The sequence below is a fragment of the Kineosphaera limosa NBRC 100340 genome, assembly GCF_000298215.1.
GTDB classification, from domain to species: domain Bacteria; phylum Actinomycetota; class Actinomycetes; order Actinomycetales; family Dermatophilaceae; genus Kineosphaera; species Kineosphaera limosa.
The window spans coordinates 1-19,085 of sequence record NZ_BAHD01000047.1; the positions used below are offsets into that span (position 1 = coordinate 1).

General features: G+C 71.1%; 14 protein-coding genes and 1 pseudogene. 9 read left to right on the plus strand and 6 right to left on the minus strand.

The window, feature by feature from the left end; genetic code table 11:
* Positions 1-117 precede the first annotated feature (117 nt).
* Positions 118-876: pseudogene (gene aqpZ, locus KILIM_RS13530) on the minus strand (aquaporin Z).
* Positions 877-1,135: 259 nt separating this feature from the next.
* Positions 1,136-2,269, minus strand: coding sequence for a hypothetical protein (locus KILIM_RS22485; protein ID WP_006593273.1), 1,134 nt, complete (start codon positions 2,267-2,269; stop codon positions 1,136-1,138).
* A 173-nt stretch (positions 2,270-2,442) separates the two neighbouring features.
* Here KILIM_RS22485 and KILIM_RS13545 point away from each other — a divergent pair, with 173 nt between their 5' ends.
* The 4 genes from KILIM_RS13545 (at position 2,443) to KILIM_RS13560 (ending at position 7,267) form a co-directional block, all read left to right on the plus strand.
* Positions 2,443-4,677 (plus strand): NADP-dependent isocitrate dehydrogenase, encoded by a 2,235-nt coding sequence (locus tag KILIM_RS13545; RefSeq protein WP_006593274.1) that lies wholly within the window; start codon positions 2,443-2,445, stop codon positions 4,675-4,677.
* 67 nt (positions 4,678-4,744) lie between these two features.
* Positions 4,745-5,554 (plus strand): HAD-IIA family hydrolase, encoded by an 810-nt coding sequence (locus KILIM_RS13550; RefSeq protein WP_040563389.1) that lies wholly within the window; start codon positions 4,745-4,747, stop codon positions 5,552-5,554.
* 74 nt (positions 5,555-5,628) lie between these two features.
* A complete protein-coding gene (gene trpS / locus KILIM_RS13555) occupies positions 5,629-6,651 on the plus strand; it encodes a tryptophan--tRNA ligase (RefSeq protein WP_006593276.1) in 1,023 nt (340 codons plus the stop codon).
* 10 nt (positions 6,652-6,661) lie between these two features.
* A complete protein-coding gene (locus KILIM_RS13560; RefSeq protein WP_157551713.1) occupies positions 6,662-7,267 on the plus strand; it encodes a 2'-5' RNA ligase family protein in 606 nt (201 codons plus the stop codon).
* 12 nt (positions 7,268-7,279) lie between these two features.
* Here the strand turns inward: KILIM_RS13560 and KILIM_RS13565 are convergent, their stop codons facing one another.
* Complete coding sequence (locus KILIM_RS13565; RefSeq protein WP_006593278.1) at positions 7,280-8,536, minus strand: D-alanyl-D-alanine carboxypeptidase family protein; 1,257 nt, start codon at positions 8,534-8,536, stop codon at positions 7,280-7,282.
* 154 nt (positions 8,537-8,690) lie between these two features.
* Positions 8,691-9,851 carry a glycosyltransferase family 4 protein gene (locus KILIM_RS13570; protein ID WP_006593279.1) on the minus strand — a complete coding sequence of 387 codons (1,161 nt, stop codon included), beginning with the start codon at positions 9,849-9,851 and terminating at the stop codon, positions 8,691-8,693.
* A 170-nt stretch (positions 9,852-10,021) separates the two neighbouring features.
* Between KILIM_RS13570 and KILIM_RS13575 the strand changes: the two genes are divergently transcribed.
* The 3 genes from KILIM_RS13575 to KILIM_RS13585 all read left to right on the plus strand — a co-directional run bounded on the left by KILIM_RS13575 (position 10,022) and on the right by KILIM_RS13585 (position 14,359).
* Positions 10,022-11,209, plus strand: a complete 1,188-nt coding sequence (locus KILIM_RS13575) for a mannose-1-phosphate guanylyltransferase (protein WP_051988792.1) — start codon at positions 10,022-10,024, stop codon at positions 11,207-11,209.
* 195 nt (positions 11,210-11,404) lie between these two features.
* On the plus strand, positions 11,405-12,994 hold the full coding sequence (locus tag KILIM_RS13580) for an acyl-CoA mutase large subunit family protein (protein WP_040563391.1): 1,590 nt from the start codon (positions 11,405-11,407) through the stop codon (positions 12,992-12,994).
* Positions 12,995-13,126: 132 nt separating this feature from the next.
* Complete coding sequence (locus KILIM_RS13585; protein WP_040563393.1) at positions 13,127-14,359, plus strand: amidohydrolase; 1,233 nt, start codon at positions 13,127-13,129, stop codon at positions 14,357-14,359.
* Between the two features lie 67 nt (positions 14,360-14,426).
* Here the strand turns inward: KILIM_RS13585 and KILIM_RS13590 are convergent, their stop codons facing one another.
* A complete protein-coding gene (locus KILIM_RS13590; RefSeq protein ID WP_006593283.1) occupies positions 14,427-14,822 on the minus strand; it encodes a hypothetical protein in 396 nt (131 codons plus the stop codon).
* Between the two features lie 341 nt (positions 14,823-15,163).
* Here KILIM_RS13590 and KILIM_RS13595 point away from each other — a divergent pair, with 341 nt between their 5' ends.
* Together KILIM_RS13595 and KILIM_RS13600 are read left to right on the plus strand one after the other, a co-directional pair.
* Positions 15,164-16,588, plus strand: a complete 1,425-nt coding sequence (locus KILIM_RS13595; RefSeq protein ID WP_040563398.1) for an NAD(P)H-quinone dehydrogenase — start codon at positions 15,164-15,166, stop codon at positions 16,586-16,588.
* 51 nt (positions 16,589-16,639) lie between these two features.
* A complete protein-coding gene (locus KILIM_RS13600; protein WP_006593285.1) occupies positions 16,640-16,987 on the plus strand; it encodes an antitoxin in 348 nt (115 codons plus the stop codon).
* 88 nt (positions 16,988-17,075) lie between these two features.
* Here KILIM_RS13600 and KILIM_RS13605 read toward each other — a convergent pair whose 3' ends face one another.
* The gene (locus tag KILIM_RS13605) at positions 17,076-18,938 is read right to left on the minus strand and encodes an acetyl/propionyl/methylcrotonyl-CoA carboxylase subunit alpha (RefSeq protein WP_006593286.1); all 1,863 of its coding nucleotides are present in this window, start codon (positions 18,936-18,938) and stop codon (positions 17,076-17,078) included.
* Positions 18,939-19,085 lie beyond the last annotated feature (147 nt).

Consider the following 19,085-nt stretch of genomic DNA (forward strand, 5'->3'; position numbering starts at 1 on the left):
TCCGGTCGGCAGGGACCGCAGCCGTCGGCAAATGGGGAGGGGTGGCGGCGGGGCACACGAACGGCGGGCCACCCTTGCTCGGGTGGCCCGCCGTGTGCGCGCGGGAGGCTGGCTGCCTCAGGCGGCCGTCTCGCCCTCGATGTCGACGCCGGCGCGACGCTCGCCGGTGATCAGGGCGTAGGTGGCACCGGCGATCGCGGCACCGATGATCGGCGCGAGCCAGAACAGCCACAGCTGCGCGGGCGCGTCGCCGCCGTTGAAGAACGCGACGGCGGTGGAGCGGGCCGGGTTCACGGAGGTGTTGGTGATCGGGATCGAGATGAGGTGGATCAGCGTGAGACCCAGGCCGATGGCGATCGGCGCGAAGCCCACGGGCGCGCGGCCGTCGGTGGCGCCCAGGATGATGTAGAGGAAGACCGCGGTCAGCAGCGCCTCGGCGAGGAACGCCGCGCCCAGACCGTAGCCGCCGGGCGACGCCTCACCAAAGCCGTTGGCGGCGAAGTTGCCTGCGGCGGTGAAGCCCTCGCGACCGGTGGCGATGACGAACAGCGCCACACCGGCGATCAGGCCCGCGACGACCTGGGTGATGACTTAGGCCGGCACGTCCTTCCACGGGAACCGCTTGGCCACCGCGCAGCCGATGGTCACGGCCGGGTTGAAGTGCCCACCGGAGACGTGGCCCACCGCGTAGGCCATGGTCAGCACCGTCAGCCCGAACGCGAGGGCGACACCGAGGAACCCGATGCCCATGTTGACCGGGTCGCTGGCGTGCATGAAGTGGGCCGCGAAGATGGCGCTACCGCAGCCACCGAAGACGAGCCAGAACGTGCCGAGCGCCTCGGCGCCCAGGCGATGGGTTAGAGCGGGAGTCTGCATGGGGAAAATCCTTGCTTCTCAATAGAACTCGTGTACGCGCCGACTCCATTGTGGGGCGTGAGGACGCCCGGGCAGCCGACCTCGCGACCCCGGGCACGGTCGAGAAGGCTACTCCCTGCCTCGAATTCGCGGACGCGGCGGAGGGGAATCTGGGTCGCCCGGGCCGTAACTGTGGCGGGCGGCCCAGTTACCGCACGCCCAGGTCCGGCCCCGCGTCGAAGCGCACGGCGGGCCGGGCGGAGGGCGTGCGATGCGTTGATCAGCGGCGACGCCCGAAGAGGCGCTTGAGGAAGCCGCCTTCCTTCTGTTCGGGCTCGCCCTGCGGCTGGTGCGTCGGTTCGGCGCTCGGCGCCTGCTCCGGCGTGCTCGGCTGCGGCTCGGCGGGCGCCTCCGACGGCTGCGGGGCGGCTTCGGGCTGGTGCGCCGGAGCGGGAGTCTCGGGCGTGTCGGCCTCCGTCGCCGGACTCTGCGGCGCCAACTCGGACAGCGCGGCGGGTTCCTCCGGTGCTGCCACCGGCTCCTCCGGGGCTACCACCGGCTCGGCCGGTGCGGGCTGTTCGGCGGGCTGGAACTCCGCGGGCGCGGCAGGCTCCTCCTCCAGGGCCGGCTGCTCCACCGCCGCCTCCGGCGGCGCGGTCGCAGGGGCGGCGGGCACAGGGGTGAGTACCGGCTCCGGCAGGGGGGCCGCGTCGGCCTCGGGAGTCGCTTCGGGCAGGGGGGCCGCGTCAGGCTCGGGGGCCGACTCACTCTCGGTGGCGGGCTCCGGCTCGGGAATCGGAGCGGGCTCGGGCATCGGGACGGCTTCGACCGCGGGCTCGGCCACCGGCATGGGGACGGGCTCGGCCGCGGGCTCGGCCACCGGCATGGGGACGGCTTCGGCCGCCAGCTCGGCCACCGGCATCGGGACGGCCTCGGCCGCGCGCTCCGCCTCCGGAGCAGGCGACGACGCAACGGGAGGAGCCGCAACCGGAGCGTCGGCGAACGGGTCGGCCTCATCGAGCCCAACGAACGCCTTGGCGTCCTCACTGAACACATACACGCCGGGCCGCTGCGACAGCGCCCCGAACAACGCCGCCGCCTCCGAGGCGTGCGAACCATCGGCATCGGCATCGCCAGAAGCGTCGATCATCGTGCTGCAGCGCGAGATTCGGCGCCGCTTCAACGTGGGGGCGTAGCCGGCGTAGTGCTCGCCCATGCCGTCGGATTCGTCGTCGTACCAGAAGGTGAAGGCGTAGTCGCCGAGCCGCACGATGGCCTGCAGCGAGCCCTGCTCGACCGTGGGGGCGGGCTCGCGCCCGGCGAACACCGAGGCCACGACCTCCTCGAGCGCCGCGCGGGGCAGGGTGTCGGCGTCCGTGGCGAAGACGAGGTGCGGGTAGGCGTTGCTGGGCATGTGCCCATCTTTGCCCATCGTGGGTAGGGTCGAGTCAACCGCCGGCGCTCCACCGCCGGGCGCCCCTGCGTGACGCACCCAGCCGTGGCCGCCGCGATCCGCCACCAAGTATCTCGATATCAAGGTATCTTGGGGCGCGAACCCGTCCTGCCGTAGACGAAGGAGCCCCGCAGGTGACCGAAGCGAAAGCACAGCAGATCGTCTGGACCCAGATCGACGAGGCGCCGGCCCTGGCCAGCTGGTCGTTCCTGCCGATCGTGCGGGCCTTCACCGCCCGCACGGGCATCGACGTGGTCAGCAGCGACATCTCGCTGGCCGGCCGCATCCTGGCCCAGTTCCCCGACCGCCTCGATGAGGATCAGCGGATCGAGGACAACCTGGCCAAGCTCGGCGAGCTCACCCAGAGCCCCGACGCCAACATCATCAAGCTGCCGAATATCTCCGCCTCCGTGCCGCAGCTCAAGGCCGCGATCAAGGAGCTGCAGGGGCAGGGTTACGACATCCCGAATTACCCCGACAACCCCAGCACCGACGATGAGAAGAAGGCCCAGGAGGCCTACGCCAAGGTGCTCGGCTCGGCCGTCAACCCGGTGCTGCGCGAGGGCAACTCCGACCGCCGCGCTCCGGCGTCGGTGAAGAATTTCGCCAAGAAGCACCCGCACCGCCTCGGCGCATGGTCGGCCGACAACAAGGCGCGCGTCGCGTCGATGACCGCCGGTGACTTCTACGGCAACGAGAAGTCGGTCGTCGTCTCCAAGGGCGACACCTTGAGCATCGTGCTCACCAACAGCCAAGGCACCGAAACGCTCAAGGACGGCATCAAGGTGCTCGACGGCGAGATCGTCAGCACGACCTTCATGTCGGCCGCCGCGCTGCAGGCGTTCTACAAGAAGCAAATCGAGATCGCCAAGGCCGAAGAGCTACTGCTGTCGCTGCACCTCAAGGCGACGATGATGAAGGTCTCTGACCCGGTGCTCTTCGGCTACGGCGTCACGGCCTTCTTCGAGCCGGTCTTCACCAAGCACAAGGAGACGTTCGAGGAGTTGGCCGTCAACCCCAACGTCGGTCTGGGCTCGGTGCTTGAGCAACTCAAGGAGCTGCCGGAGGACAAGCGCAAGGAGATCGAGGCCGACTTCGAGGCCTGCTACGCCGAGCGCCCGCAGCTGGCGATGGTCGACTCCGACCGCGGCATCACCAACCTGCACGTGCCCAGCGACGTCATCATCGACGCCTCGATGCCGGTCGTCGTGCGCGATTCGGGGCAGATGTGGAATGCCGAAGGTGGCCAGAGTGAGACGCTCGCGATGGTGCCCGACCGCTCCTACGGCCCGATGTACGCCGAGGTCATCGAGGACTGCAAGCGCAATGGCGCGCTCGACCCGGCCACGATGGGTTCGGTGCCGAACGTCGGCCTCATGGCCCAGAAGGCCGAGGAGTACGGCTCGCACCCGACGACCTTCGTGATGCCGGCAGACGGCACGGTCAAGGTGCTCATGTCCGACGGCTCTGTGCTCACCGAGCACAACGTCGAAAAGGGCGACATCTGGCGGATGAGCCGGGTGCGCGACATCCCGATTCAGGACTGGGTCAAGCTCGCCGTCACCCGCGCCCGCGCCACCGGCGCCCCGGCCTGCTTCTATCTGGACGACAAGCGCGCGCACGACCGCAACGTCATCACCAAGGTGCACAAGTACCTGGCCGACCACGACACCGAAGGGCTCGAAATCGTCATCAAGCCCCCGGTCGAGGCCATGCGGTACTGCCTGGAGCGCATTCGCAAGGGCGAAGACACGATCTCCGTGACCGGAAACGTGTTGCGTGATTACCTGACGGACCTGTTTCCGATTCTCGAACTCGGCACGAGCGCCAAGATGCTCTCGGTCGTGCCGCTGCTCAACGGCGGCGGGCTCTTCGAGACCGGAGCGGGAGGCTCGGCCCCCAAGCACGTGCAGCAGTTCGTCAAGGAGGACTACCTGCGCTGGGATTCCCTCGGTGAGTTCTCCGCGCTCGGCGCGAGCCTGGAGCACCTCGGCGAGCATTACGGCAACGAGAAGGCCAAGGTGCTGGCGACGACCCTCGACGAGGCGATCGCCAAGTTCCTCGAGGAGAACAAGTCGCCGTCCCGCAAGCTCGGTTCGATCGACAACCGCGGCAGCCACTTCTACCTCGCGCTGTACTGGGCCCAGGCACTGGCGGCGCAGGACGAGGACGCCGAGCTGAAGGAGCGCTTCACCGCCGTCGCCGAAAAGCTCGGTGAACAGGAGGCGAAGATCACCGAAGAGCTCATCGGCGCCCAGGGCGACCCGGTCGACCTCGGCGGCTACTACAAGCCGGATGCCGAGAAGGCCGCCGCGGCGATGCGCCCCAGCCAGACCTTCAACGAGATCATCGACGCGCTGCAAAGCTGAGCAGCACCCGCAAACGGCCCGGTCGCCAAGCGGTGGCCGGGCCGTCGGCCTCCTCGATAATGGCCTCATGACGCGACCCCGACCGGTGGAATGCTGGCTGACGGACATGGACGGCGTGCTCGTGCACGAGGAGCGGGCCATCCCCGGGGCGGCGGAGTTCATCGCCGCGCTCATCGAGCACGACTGCCGGTTTCAGATCCTGACGAACAACTCGATCTACACCCCGCGCGACCTGCGGGCCCGGCTGCGCGCCAGCGGCATCGACGTGCCGGAGGAGGCGATCTGGACCTCCGCGATGGCCACGGCGGCCTCCCTGGCGCAGCAGCGGCCGGGCGGCACTGCGTATGTCATCGGCGAGGCCGGGATGACGACGGCGCTGCACGACGCCGGCTACGTGCTGACCGAACGCGAGCCCGATTACGTCGTGCTCGGCGAGACCCGCACCTACTCCTTCGAGACGATCACCCGCGCGATCCGGCTCATCGAAGCGGGCGCGCGGTTCGTCGCGACCAACCCCGACCCCAGCGGCCCCTCTCCGGAGGGGACCCTGCCGGGCTGCGGGTCGGTCGCCGCGCTGATCACCCGCGCGACCGGCGCCACCCCCTACTACCTGGGCAAACCCAATCCGCTGATGATGCGCACGGCCCTGAACCGGATCGACGCGCACTCCGAATCGACGGTCATGGTGGGCGACCGTATGGACACCGACGTCGTCTCCGGGCTGGAGGCGGGGCTGCGCACGATCCTGGTGATGACGGGCTCCACTCGGCCCGACATGGTCAACACGTTCCCGTATCAGGCGACGCGGGTGCTGGACTCCATCGCGCAGGTCGTTCCGCTCGTCGGCGAGTTGCGGCAGACGCGTACTCACGAGTAGCTCGACCGTCCGCGGGCCTCACCAGAGGGTGGGCCGGGCGCTGTCACCCACCCTCTGGTGCGAGAATGGCGAGCATGCCCTCCACCTCCACCGGCCGACCCCGTCTGTTCTCCGGCATGCAGCCCACGAGCGATTCGCTGCACCTGGGCAACTACTTGGGTGCGTTGGTGCAGTGGGTGGCGATGCAGGAGCAGTTCGACCCCATCTACTGCGTGGTCGACCTGCACTCGCTGACGTTGGACACCGACCCCAAGGTGCTGCGTCAGCGCACCCGCGTCACCGCCGCGCAATACCTGGCCGGCGGCATCGACCCGGCGCGCTCGGCGGTCTTCGTGCAGAGCCACGTCGCTGGGCACTCGCAGCTGGCCTGGGTGCTCTCGTGCATCACGGGCTTCGGCGAGGCCGCCCGCATGACCCAGTTCAAGGACAAGTCGGCTCGCCACGGTCAGGACGGTGCGAACGTCGGCCTGTTCACCTATCCGATTCTCATGGCCGCCGACATCCTGCTCTACGACGCGGCCAAGGTGCCGGTGGGGGAGGACCAGCGCCAGCACCTGGAGTTGACCCGCAATCTGGCGCAGCGGTTCAACTCCCGCTTCGGGCAGACGTTCGTGGTGCCCGAGCCGTACATCGTCAAGGCGACGGCCAAGATCACCGACCTGCAAGAGCCGACGGCCAAGATGAGCAAGTCGGCCGAGAGCCAGAACGGGGTCATCGACATGCTCGCCGACCCCAAGGTGGTGGCCAAGCGGATCAGGTCGGCGGTCACCGACACCGAGCGCGAGATCCGGTTCGACGAGGAGGCCAAGCCCGGCATCGCGAACCTCCTGCGCATCTACTCTGCGCTGGCCGGGGAGTCGATTCCCGAGCTGGAGGAGCGCTACGCCGGCAAGGGTTACGGCGACTTGAAAAAGGATTTGGCGGAGGTCGTGGTGGGAGTCGTCGAGCCGTTCCGCGCCCGCGCGTTGGCGCTGTTGGACGACCCGGCCGAGCTCGACCGCATCCTCGCCGACGGCGCGGACCGGGCGCGGCAGTTGGCGGAGGTCAAGATGGCCCGCGTCTACGACCGCGTCGGCATCCTGGCGCCGCAGGCTTAGGGTGCGGCACGTGCACGACAAGGAGGCTGCTGAACAGAGCCTGCCCGCGGCGGGCGGTCAGATCGTGGCGGCCGGGCCCGATCAGCAGACGATCGGGGTTGCGATCGCGGTGCCCGAGCCGTTGGCGACGTCGTTGAAAGAGGCGCGGCTGTCGTACGGCGACAGCCAGGCCGCGACGATCCCCACCCACGTGACGATCCTGCCGCCGACAGTCGTCGACGACCCCGACATGCCGCTCGTGCGTGAGCACCTTGCGCGGATCGCCGGGCGCACCGTGCCGTTCACCATCGAGCTGCTGGGCACCGACTCGTTTCGGCCGGTCTCACCGGTGGTTTTCGTGCCGCTCGTGCGGGGCGGGCGGGCGTGCGCGGCGCTGGCCTCACAGGTGCGCAGCGGCCCGCTGGCCCGCGATCTCGCGTTCTCGTACCACCCGCACGTGACGATCGGGCACAACATCTCCGAGCAGGCCCTCGATGAGGCGGAGCGGGAGTGTCGCGGGGTGCACGCCGCGTTCGTCGCCGATGAGGTCGTGCTCTACCTGCGCGACGCCGCGCACCAGTGGGAGATCGACGCGGGGTTTCCGTTCACCGGCCACCTGCTGGGCGAGGTCCCCTAACGCCGGCGACGGTCAGCCGGCCATGCGGGCGCGCCGGGCGCGGATGCGCCGGACGGCGCGGATCCGCAGCGCCACGACGGTGGCCCCCAGCGCGGTCAGCACCACACCGATGATCACGAGCGGCTTGGTCAGCCCGCCGGAGTCGTCGCCGCCGAGGGCCTGCGGGTCGATCGCCACGGCGGCCGCGGCATGTTCGGCATCCGCGGTCGCAGCGGGGGCCTCGGGCTGATTGAGGGTGCCGATCGGCTTGAGCTTGGGCCCGTACTCGAACGCCCAGTCGAGCAGGTCGGCCGTGGCGCGCCACCCGCCGCCGTTACCGGCGAGATAGGTCACGAGGTAGGCCTGATCGCCGCGGCGCACGGCGCCGATGTAGGTCTGTCGGGCCTTGATCGTGTAGCCGTTCTTGACCCCGATGGTGCCCTCGTAGTTCCACAGCAGCTTGTTGTGGTTGCTGATCTGGTACTGGCCGCGCTCGGGGTGCCCCTTCTTGGTGAGCCCGGCCGGAAAGTCGAAGGTCCGCTGCGTCGCGTACCGCTGCACGGCCTCGTTGTTGACGGCGGCGCGCCCGATGAGCGCGAGGTCGTAGGCGGTCGTCACCTGCCCCACCGCGTCGAGGCCGCTGGTGTTGGCGGCGTGCGAGTCGACGGCGCCGATCTGCTGCAGCACCTCGTTCATCCGGCCGGTGGCCACGTCGAGGCCCCCGGCCGCGCGGGCCAGGGCGACGGCGGCGTCGTTGGCCGACGACATCATCAGTGCGTGCAACAGCTGGTCGACGGTGTACGAGGCACCGGGATCCATGCCGACCTTCGTGCCGTCGACGGCGGCGTCCTCTGCCGTGGCCTTGACGACCTGGTTGGGGTCGAGCACCGGCTGCAACGCGAGCGCGGTCAGCGTCTTGATCGTGCTGGCGGGCAGCGACTGCACGTGCGCGTTGTGCGCCAGCAGCACGTCGCCGGTGTCGAGGTTGGCCAGCAGGTAGGCGCCCGCAGCGAAGTCGGGCGGACGCGGCACTCCGGCGGGCCGGTCGTAGATGATGACGCCCGTCTGGTCGAGCTGCGGACCGCCGCGGCGCCCGGGCCCCACGGGCTCGGTGATGCCCGGGGAGGGGGCCGGATTCGGCCCGGCGAGCAGCCCCTCGGTCGCGAGGTCGGCCGTGGGATTGCCTGCCGCAGCTGCCGATACGAAGGTCGGCGGGTCGGGATGCGCGAGGCCGGGTGCCGCGAGGGCGGGTGCCGCGAGGCCGGCACACAGCACGGTCGCGGTGGCCATAGCGCCGCCCGCGCGAAACAGGCGCCGGGCGCTCGCGGAGGCGTGCGCGCGGGCATGCGCGGGTCGTTCGGCAGCACGCACGGCTGTCCCTCCCGTGGAGTCCCAGGGCCCCGTCAAGCGTCGATTCCCCCGCCTGACAAGCGTTGTCGTCCTCTCAGGGTAACTGGGTGGCCAGCCGATTCCGGGAGCACGCGGCCTCGTAGTGGCCGACGAGCACTTCGACCATCCGCCCCCACGAGCGTTCCGCGACCCGCAACCGCGCGCTCTCCCCGAGCAGCGCGCGCCGCTGCCAGGCGTTGGGGTCGACGGTCAGTGTCTGTACCTGCGCGCGCAGGTCGGTGCTGTCGTCGGGGTCGAACAGCAGCCCGTCGACGCCGTGGGTGACGAGGTCGAGGGGCCCGCCGGCGGCGGGGGCGACGATCGGCAGCGCCGTCGCCGCGGCCTCCTGCAGCGTCTGCCCGAAGGTCTCGCGGGTGCCGGTGTGCACGAAGACGTCGAGGGCGGCGTAGGCGCGGGCCAGGTCGTCGCCCTCGCGGCGGCCCAGGAACACGGCGTTCGGCAGTTCGCGCTCGGCCTGCGCGCGCCCGGGCCCGTCGCCGACGACCACGAGCCGGGTGCCCGGCAGGTCGCGCAGCGCCCGCAGCCGGTGCAACTCCTTCTCCGGGGCGAGGCGGCCGACGTAGCCGACGATCGTCTCCCCCTTGGGCGCCAGCCCGCGGCGCAGCGCCCGGCAGCCGGCGTCGTCGCGCCAGCCGGGGTTGTGCAGGCGGGTGTCGACGCCGCGTCCCCACGTGCGCACCGAGCCGATGCCGGCGGCGGCCAGGTCGGCGCACGCGCTGGAGCTCGGCGCCAGGGTCAGGTGCGCGTGCGAGTGCACCCAGCGCAGATAACGCCAGGTGGCGGCCGCGGCGGCGCGGCCCGCGTGGTGGCGGCCGAGCCGGCCGTGGGAGTGCATCAGGGCGTAGCCGGCCATGTCGGTCTGGTAGATCGCGACGGCCGTGATGCCCAGGGCCCGGGCGGCGACCAGGCCGCGGGCACCGAGCACGAACGGTGAGGCGGCGTGCACGACATCCGGGCGGAAGTCGGCCAGTAGCGCCTCGATCTCGCCGGTGGGCAGCCCGACCTGAAACTGGCGGACGGGGATGCTCGCCACCGCGTGCACCGGGGCGTCCCGGTAGCTGGTGGGGGCGGGAGCGGGAGCGATGATCTGCACCTCGTGTCCGCGGGCGGACAGCTCCTCGACGGCCCGGCAGACGCTGGTCGTAACGCCGTTGAGGGAGGGCAGGAACGATTCGGTAACGATCGCGACGCGCACGATGTCACGCTGACCTGCTCCGATGACCGGCCGGCGACGCCCACCTCCATGTCAGGTGACGAACCGGCGAACGGGCAGGGCCCGGGCTCGGCGCGCGGGGCTGTGGGAGGCGAGCGGTCGGTTAGCGTGGACGGGTGACCAGCGAGTCGACGAACAGCGAGGCGGATGTCGTGAATCAGGGGGCAGGAAAAGAGGATTCGGGGGCAAGCGCGGCCGCGCCGACGGATTTCTGGGCGGTCATCCCGGCCGGCGGGGCGGGCACCCGGCTGTGGCCGCTGTCGCGGGCCTCCTCGCCGAAGTTCCTGCACGACCTCACCGGCCGCGGACGCTCGCTGCTGCAGGCCACCGCCGATCGGCTGGAGCCGTTGTGCGGGCCGCGGCTCGTCGTCGTCACCGGCGTCGCCCACCAGGAGGCGGTCGCCGCGCAGCTGCCGCAGTTGAGCGGCCAGGGCCCGGGGATGCTGCTCGCCGAGCCCAGCCCGCGCGACTCGATGGCGGCCATCGGGTGGGCCGCTGCGGTCATCGAGCGGCACGACCCCGACGCGGTGATCGGCTCGTTCGCCGCCGACCACGTCGTCGGTGCCGAGCAGGATTTTCGGGAGGCGGTCAAGGAGGCCGTCGCGGTGGCCCGCACCGGGCAGGTCGTGACGATCGGCATCCGGCCGGCCTTCCCCTCCTCCGGGTTCGGCTATATCCACGAGGGGCAGCGGCTGGACGTACCCGGCGCCCCGCACGCCCGCCGCGTGCAGGCGTTCGTGGAGAAGCCCGACGGTCCGACCGCCCGGGCCTACCTCGAGACTGGCCAATACCGCTGGAACGCAGGCATGTTCGTCGTCAAGGCGAGCGTGCTGCTGGACGTGCTCGGCACTTATCACCCCCTGTTGGCCGACTCGCTCCGGGCGATCGCCGCCGACCCCGACTCGCTGACGCAGCGCTGGCCCGAGTTGACGAAGATCGCCATCGACCACGCGGTCGCCGAGCCGGCGGCCGCCGACGGGCGGGTCGCCGTGATCCGCGGCGACTTTCCCTGGGACGACGTCGGTGACTTTCACTCCCTGCCCGACCTGCTGCCTCCGCAGGCCTATGTCGACGGGCGGGGCCACCGCGTCGGGCAGCCCCGCGAGGACGAGGGTGAGCGCAGCGTCGCCGTATTGGGCGAGGTCGGCCAGGTGCTGGCGCGGGACGCCAGCGGCTTCGTCGCCACCACCGGCGACCGACTCGTGGCGGTCCTGGGCATCGAGGACGTCGTCGTCGTCGACACCCCCGACGCCCTGCTGGTCACCACCCGCGAGCGCGCCCAGCAGGTCAAGTCGCTGGTCGACGCGCTGAAGAGTTCCGGGCGGGTCGACCTCACCTGAGCGCCACGGTGATCCGTGGCGACCCGCGGCGACCCGCGGCGACCCGTAGCGACCCGTGGCGACCCGTGGCGAACGGCGCGCGAGCCGCGGTCGCCCGCGATCGGGCACGCCCGCCGCACACAAGGTTGTGACTCACCGCTATCCGGGGACCAATGTCCGGCACAGCGGGGGTCGTAGGTCGTTAGATTGAGCCTCATGTCAGGAACGACGGCCCGCACCGAGTCAGACCTACCCATCGAGTCCGTCTACACGGCGGCCTCCCTCGACGGCTTCGACCCCGCCGACAAGCTCGGCCAGCCGGGCTCCTATCCGTTCACCCGCGGCGTGTACCCCTCGATGTACACCGGTCGACCGTGGACGATGCGCCAGTACGCCGGCTTCGGCACGGCCAAGGAATCCAACGAGCGCTACCGCCAGCTCGTCGAGGCGGGTACCGGCGGCCTGTCGGTCGCCTTCGACCTGCCCACGCAGATGGGTTACGACTCCGACGCGCCGCTGGCCAGCGGTGAGGTCGGCAAGGTCGGCGTGGCGATCGACTCCATCGACGACATGCGCATCCTCTTCGACGGCCTGCCGCTGGACAAGGTCAGCACGTCGATGACGATCAACGCGCCCGCCTCCACGCTGCTGCTCATGTACGAACTCGTGGCCGCCGAGCAGGGCGCCCCCGCCGACAAGCTCACGGGCACCATCCAGAACGACGTGCTCAAGGAGTACATCGCCCGCGGCACCTACATCTACCCGCCGAAGGAGTCGCTGCGCCTCATCAGCGACATCTTCGCCTACTGCAGCAACAACATCCCGCGCTGGAACACGATCTCCATCTCCGGCTACCACATGGCCGAGGCCGGGGCGACGCCCGCGCAGGAGGTCGCGTTCACCCTCGCCAACGCCAAGGAGTACGTGCGCGCCGCCCAGGCCGCCGGGCTGGATGTCGACACGTTCGCCCCGCGGCTCTCGTTCTTCTTCGTGGCCCGCACGACGCTCCTGGAGGAGGTCGCCAAGTTCCGCGCGGCCCGCCGCATCTGGGCGCGGATCATGAAGGAAGAGTTCGGGGCCAAGAACCCGAAGAGCCAGATGCTGCGCTTCCACACCCAGACCGCCGGCGTGCAGCTCACCGCTCAGCAGCCCGAGGTCAACCTCATCCGCGTCTCCCTGCAGGGTCTGGGCGCGGTGCTCGGCGGCACCCAGTCGCTGCACACCAACTCCTTCGACGAGGCCATCGCGCTGCCGACGCAGAAGGCCGCGCGGCTGGCCCTGCGCACCCAGCAGGTCATCGCCTACGAGACCGACGTCTGCAAGACCGTCGACCCGTTCGCCGGCTCCTACGTCGTCGAGTCGCTGACCAACGAGCTGGAGGAGCAGATCCTGCAGCTCATCCAGGCGGTCGAGGACAAGGGCGGCGCCGTCAGCGCCATCGAGCAGGGCTTCCAGAAGCAGGAGATCGAGCGCTCGGCCTACGACCAGCAGCTGGCGACCGACTCCGGCGAGCGGATCGTCGTGGGCCTCAACAAGTTCACGATCCCGGAGGAGGAGCCGTACGAGCCGCTGCGGGTCGACCCCGCCATCGAGGCCGAGCAGTGCGCCCGGCTCGAGCGGCTGCGCGCCGACCGCGACAACGACGCCGTCGAGCGTGCCCTCGATGCGGTGCGCCAGGCCGCGCAGGGGTCGACGAACGTGCTGATCCCGATGAAGGAGGCGCTGGCCGCGCACGCCACCGGTGGCGAGGTGAGCAACGCTCTGCGCGACGTGTGGGGCATGTACAACCCGCCGGACGCCTTCTGATCGCAACGCTGGGGCGCCCCCGCCCGCCGACGACCCGCCCCACCGCCACCCGACCTGCTCGGGACGGCGGTGGGGCGGCGCATTTCCGCGTAAAATCTCGATCTTGTGACAGCTCCTTCGATTAGTTCCGGGTTGACCGCCTCCCTGCAGCGCTTGGAACCGGAGTTGATCGAGCTACGCCGCGACCTGCACGCCAACCCCGAGTTGGCCTGGTTGGAGAGTCGCACCTCCGAGGTCATCGCCGGCCGCCTGGCCGCCGCGGGGTGTAAGACCGTGAGCCTGGACCCGACCGGCCTCACCGTCGACCTCGGCGCCCCCGACGCGGACTACGCCGTGGGCCTGCGCGCCGACATCGACGCGTTGCCGCTGCAGGAGCGCACCGACCTGCCGTTCCGATCGCGCGTGCCGGGGGTCAGCCACGCCTGCGGGCACGACGTGCATGCCACCGCCCTGGTCGGGGCCGTGCTCGCCCTGGCCGACCACGAGCAACTGCTGATCGAGCGGGGTTTGCGGGTGCGGGCGCTGTTCCAGCCGGCGGAGGAGTCGATGCCCGGCGGGGCCCGAGTCATGCTCGACCGCGGGCTGGTCGAGGGCCTGGACGCCTGTTTCGCGCTGCACTGCGACCCGCATCGTGACCTCGGGCAGGTCGGCATCCGCGAGGGGGCGATCACCGCGGCCAGCGACGAGGTGCGGGTCATCGTCACCGGCTCCGGTGGGCACACCTCCCGCCCGCACCTGACCCAGGACGTCACGTACGCGCTGGCCAAGATCATCACCGACCTGCCCGCCGCCCTCTCGCGGCGGCTCGATCCCCGCAGCGCGGCCGCGCTCGTCTGGGGATCGGTGCACTCGGGTGCGGCGCCCAACGTCATCCCCGATGTCGGGGAGGCGCGGGGGACGTTGCGGATGCTCGACGCCATCGCGTGGAGCAACATTTCGCCGCTACTCGAAGAGCTCGTGCAGTCGATCGCCGCGCCCTACTGCGTGCACGCCGAGCTGCGACACACCCGCGGGGTGCCGCCCGTGGTCAACAGCCCCCTGGGCGCACGGACGTTGCGTTCGGCCGTCGCCGCGGCCATCGGCCCCGCCGGGGTGCGCGACACCGAGCAGTCGATGGGCGGCGAGGACTTCGCCTGGCTGTTGCAGGGCCGCGAGGGGGCGCTGGCCCGGCTGGGCACCCGGCCTCCCGGCGGGGAGACCTTCGACCTGCACCGCGGCGACCTCGTGGTCGACGAGGGCGCCATCCGCCTGGGAGCGGCGCTGCTGGCCACCATCCCCTTCGCCGCGCGCCTCCAGGCGCAACAGGCGGAGCAAGCCCTGCTGGCCCAGCAGGCACTCCCCGCCGATAGTCATCCGTTGCGCTGAGCGTCAGGGTGCACCCTGACGCAGGTCGCCGTATACGAGGACTTGCGGCGGGGTCTGCCGGGCGGGTTCAGCCGGTGAACGCGGCGGCGGAGGCGCGCCAGCGATCGAGCACGTCCGCCACGGAGCGCTCCGCGTCGTCGGTGCGGCGGGCGGCGTCGAATTCGGCAAGACACTGGCGGCCCGCGGCCGGCGGTAGCTGCGCGAACCAGGGGCAACCGGTGCGCAACACCGGCTCCAGACAGGCGCGGGGCAGTAGCCGCAGCGCCGCGCCGAGCAGAGCAGAGGTCTCGGCCTCGACGGTCGCCGCGCCGGGCGGCGTCGAGGTCGCGGCCGCGGTGGTCGCCGAGGTGGTGGGGCGGTCGGTCGGGCCAGCCGCCACCGGTCGGGCGGAAGCCTGGGCGGTGGGCTGAGCGGTGGTCTTCGGTGAGCGGGTGGAAGCCGCGCCACGCGTCGCGGTAGTCATCGTGATCTCCGTCTGTGGACAGCCTTCCGGGCGGCTCCCATCCTGCCACCCCCGTGGGGCCAGCGGGAGGGGCCTGAGTCCCTGCCCGCGTCCGGCCGGCAGACGGACGGCCCGGCGCGCTCCCCCCTGTGGAGCGTCCGGGCCGTCTGGGCGCGTCGTGTTCCCGCTGGTCCCCTGTTCCTGCGGGCGGGCTGACCGCCGTGAATCCCATCCTGGTACGACACCCGGCACCTGTCGTGAGTACGTGTACTCAACCTGCGTGGGCCTCCCGCCGCCACCGGATCGGCCGAGCCGAACAGCCCGTGGCCCTCAACGTCGGGATCGCCTGGAAGGATGAGCGGGTGAGCAGCGATTCGGTGGTCATCGTCGGCGGCGGTCCGGGCGGGTACGAGGCGGCGCTGGTGGCCGCCGCGTTGGGCGCGAACGTCGACATCGTGGAGAGCGACGGCATGGGGGGCGCCGCGGTGCTCACCGACTGCGTCCCGAGCAAGGCGCTCGTCGCCACCGGCGGCTATTTGGGTCGCGTCGGTGACGGGGCCGCGCGCATGGGCGTGCGCCATCACGTGGAGGGTGCGCAGACCGACGACCCGGTGCAGGACCTGGTGCCGCGGGTCGACCTCGGTGCGGTCAACGACCGCATCATGGCGGTCGCCCAGGCCCAAAGCCACGACATCCGGCAGGGTTTGGAGCGCGCGGGCGTCACCGTGCACAGCGGCCGCGGACGGCTGCTGGACGAGCGCACGGTCGGCATCGTCGGTGCGCGCGGCGAGGTCGGCGAGCGGTTGAGCGCCGACATGATCCTGTTGGCGACGGGCGCCTCCCCGCGCGTCCTCCCGACGGCGCAGCCGGACGGCGCGCGCATTCTCACCTGGCAGCAGGTGTGGGCTCTGCGGGAGGTGCCGCGGCGCCTCATCGTCGTCGGATCCGGTGTCACCGGTGCCGAATTCGCGCAGGCCTACCTGCATCTGGGCAGCGAGGTCGTGCTCGTCTCCTCCCGCGACCGGGTGCTGCCGGGGGAGGACCCCGACGCCGCGGAGGTCATCGAAGACGTCTTTCGTCGCCGCGGGATGGAGGTGCTCAACCGGTCCCGCGCCGAGTCCGTCGAGCGCCACGGCGAGGAGGTGGAGGTGCGGCTGGTCGACGGCCGCACGGTCACCGGATCGCACGCGCTGCTCGCGGTCGGCTCCGTCCCCCAGACCCAGGGCCTGGGGCTGGCGGAGGTCGGGGTGGCGACCGCCGACAGCGGCCACATCAGCGTCGACCGGGTGTCGCGCACCAGCGTTCGCGGCATCTACGCGGCCGGCGACTGCACCGGGGTGTTGCCGCTGGCCTCGGTGGCGGCGACGCAGGGGCGCATCGCGGTGGCGCACGCGCTCGGCGACACCGTGCACCCGCTGTCGATCCAGGGCATCAGCGCGAACATCTTCACCGATCCGGAGATCGCGACCGTGGGCATCACCGCGGCCGACGCGGACGCCGATGCCGACAACGTGCGTTCGGTGATGATGCCGCTGGCCACCAACGCCCGGGCCAAGATGGACAACATCGGCGAGGGCTTCGTCAAGTTGTTCGCCCGGTCGGGCAGCAACGCGGTCATCGGTGGCGTCGTCGTCGCACCGCGCGCCAGCGAACTGATCTTCCCCATCGCGCTCGCCGTGCAGCAGCAACTCACTGTCGACCAGATGGCCGGCACCATTACGGTCTATCCGTCGTTGTCGGGGTCGCTGGCCGAGGCGGCTCGCCGACTGCACGCGGTCGACGGCTGAGCGCCTCGACAGCCGCACAGTCTTGGACTCAACCCACTCAGGAGGATTCTCGTGGTCAACATCTCCGGCATGTTCGACAAGGCGAAGGACGCGGCCCTGCAGGCCAAAGACGCCGCCGTGCAGGCAAAGGACAAGGCGCAGCAGGCCGTGCGCGACAACCCCGACGCGATCCGCGGCGGGCTCGACAAGGTCGAGGGCTTCGTCAACGAGAAGACCGGCAACAAGTACGCCGACAAGCTGCACCAGGGCCGCGGCAGCCTAGAGGGCGCCATCGGCGTGCCGTCGCAGGCCAAGGACGCTTTTCAGGACGAGGCCAACCGCCCCCAGGCCACCGATCCGGTCAGCGCCGACCCCGTCGACGCACCCGACCCCATCGACAAGCCCGGCCCCATCAACTAACACCCCTTCACGCCCGTCCCCTCTCACCGAAAAGGCCCACGACCAGGAGCGTCCCTGGATCGTGGGCCTTTCGGCGAGAGGGGTGGGGTCAGGGCACCTCGGGGCCGCTGACGAAGCTGTTCTCGAAGCTGTCGGCGCCCAGGTCGGTGGGGGCGTCGAGGCTGGCGCCGTCCGGCTCCTTGATGATCGCGACGACGGCGCCGCTGGAGACGGTCTCGCCGACGGAGGCGTTGAGGTCGCTGACGACGCCGTCCTTGTGGGCCATGATCGGCTGCTCCATCTTCATGGCCTCGAGCACGATGATGAGGTCGCCCTCGGACACCGTCTGGCCGTTCTCGACGGCGATCTTGACGATCGTGCCCTGCATCGGCGCGGTGAGCGCGTCGGTCGTTGCACCACCGTGCACGGCGGCCGCTGCAGCGCGCCGCGGGGCCTTGCGCTTGGCGCCACCGGCCGAGCCACCGCCACCACCCAGGGACAGGTCGCCGGGCAGCGACACCTCCAGGCGCTTGCCGCCGACCTCGACGACGAGCCGCTGCCGCTGCTCGGGCTCCGCGGCGTCGGCGGTCGGGCCCGAGTAGGCCTCGATGCCGCCGGCGAAGTCGGTCTCGATCCAGCGGGTGTGTACGGAGAAGGGGGTGTCGGGGGAGTCCGGAGCGAACGCCGGGTCGTCGACGACCACGCGGTGGAACGTGAGCGCGGTCGGCATGCCCTCGACGACGAACTCGCGCAGCGCCCGACGCGAGCGCTCGATGGCCTGCTGGCGGGTGGCGCCGGTGACGATGAGCTTGGCGAGCATCGAGTCGAACGCGCCGGAGATGACGTCGCCGGCCTCGACGCCGGAGTCCAGGCGCACGCCCGGGCCCGACGGCGGCACGAACCGCATGACGGTGCCGGGGGCGGGCAGGAAGCCGCGGCCCGGGTCTTCGCCGTTGATGCGGAACTCGATGGAGTGGCCGCGCGCGACCGGGTCGTCGTAGCCGAGCTCTTCGCCGGCGGCGATGCGGAACTGCTCGCGCACCAGGTCGATGCCGGTGACCTCCTCGGTCACGGGGTGCTCGACCTGCAGGCGGGTGTTGACCTCCAGGAAGCTGATGGTGCCGTCGACGGCGACGAGGAACTCGCACGTGCCGGCGCCGACGTAGCCGGCCTCGCTCATGATCGCCTTGCTGGCCCGCACGAGTTCGGCGTTCTGCTCATCGGACAGGAACGGCGCGGGCGCCTCCTCGACGAGCTTCTGGTGCCGACGCTGCAGCGAGCAGTCGCGGGTCGAGACGACGACGACGTTGCCGTGGGAGTCGGCCAGGCATTGGGTCTCCACGTGCCGCGGCTGGTCGAGGTAGCGCTCGACGAAGCACTCGCCGCGCCCGAACGCGCCGACGGCCTCGCGGACCGCGGATTCGTACAGTTCGGGGATCTCTTCGATGGTGCGCGCGACCTTCAGGCCGCGACCGCCACCGCCGTAGGCGGCCTTGATGGCCACCGGCAGGCCGTGCTCCTGCGCGAACGCGACGACCTCGTCGGCGTCGGCGACAGGGTCCTTGGTGCCCGGCACGAGCGGGGCGTCGGCCCGGGTCGCGATGTGCCGCGCCTTGACCTTGTCGCCGAGGGCGTCGATGGCCTCCGGCGGCGGGCCGATCCAGATGAGCCCGGCGTCCATGACCGCCTGGGCGAAGTGGGCGTTCTCGGAGAGAAAGCCGTAGCCGGGGTGCACGGCGTCGGCCCCGGCCTCGCGCGCGATCCGCAGCAGCTTTTCTTGGTCGAGGTAGCTGTCGCCGGGGGTCGATCCGCCGAGCGAGTGGGCCTCGTCGGCGATCTTGACGTGCAGGGCGTCTCGGTCCGGCTCCGCATACACCGCGATCGACCGGATTCCGGCGTCGGCGCAGGCGCGGGCCACGCGCACGGCGATTTCGCCGCGATTCGCGATGAGAACTGAGGAGATGGTCGGCATGGTTCGGAGCCTATCGCCACGGTCCGAGCCGATGGGTCCGGTCAGCGAAAACCTCGTCGGCGCGGCACGCCGCCGAGCGCGCAACCGCAGGGCCGCCGGCCGCGGCCGCCGCGGCGAAACCGACGTCTGCGAAACATGCCACACCCG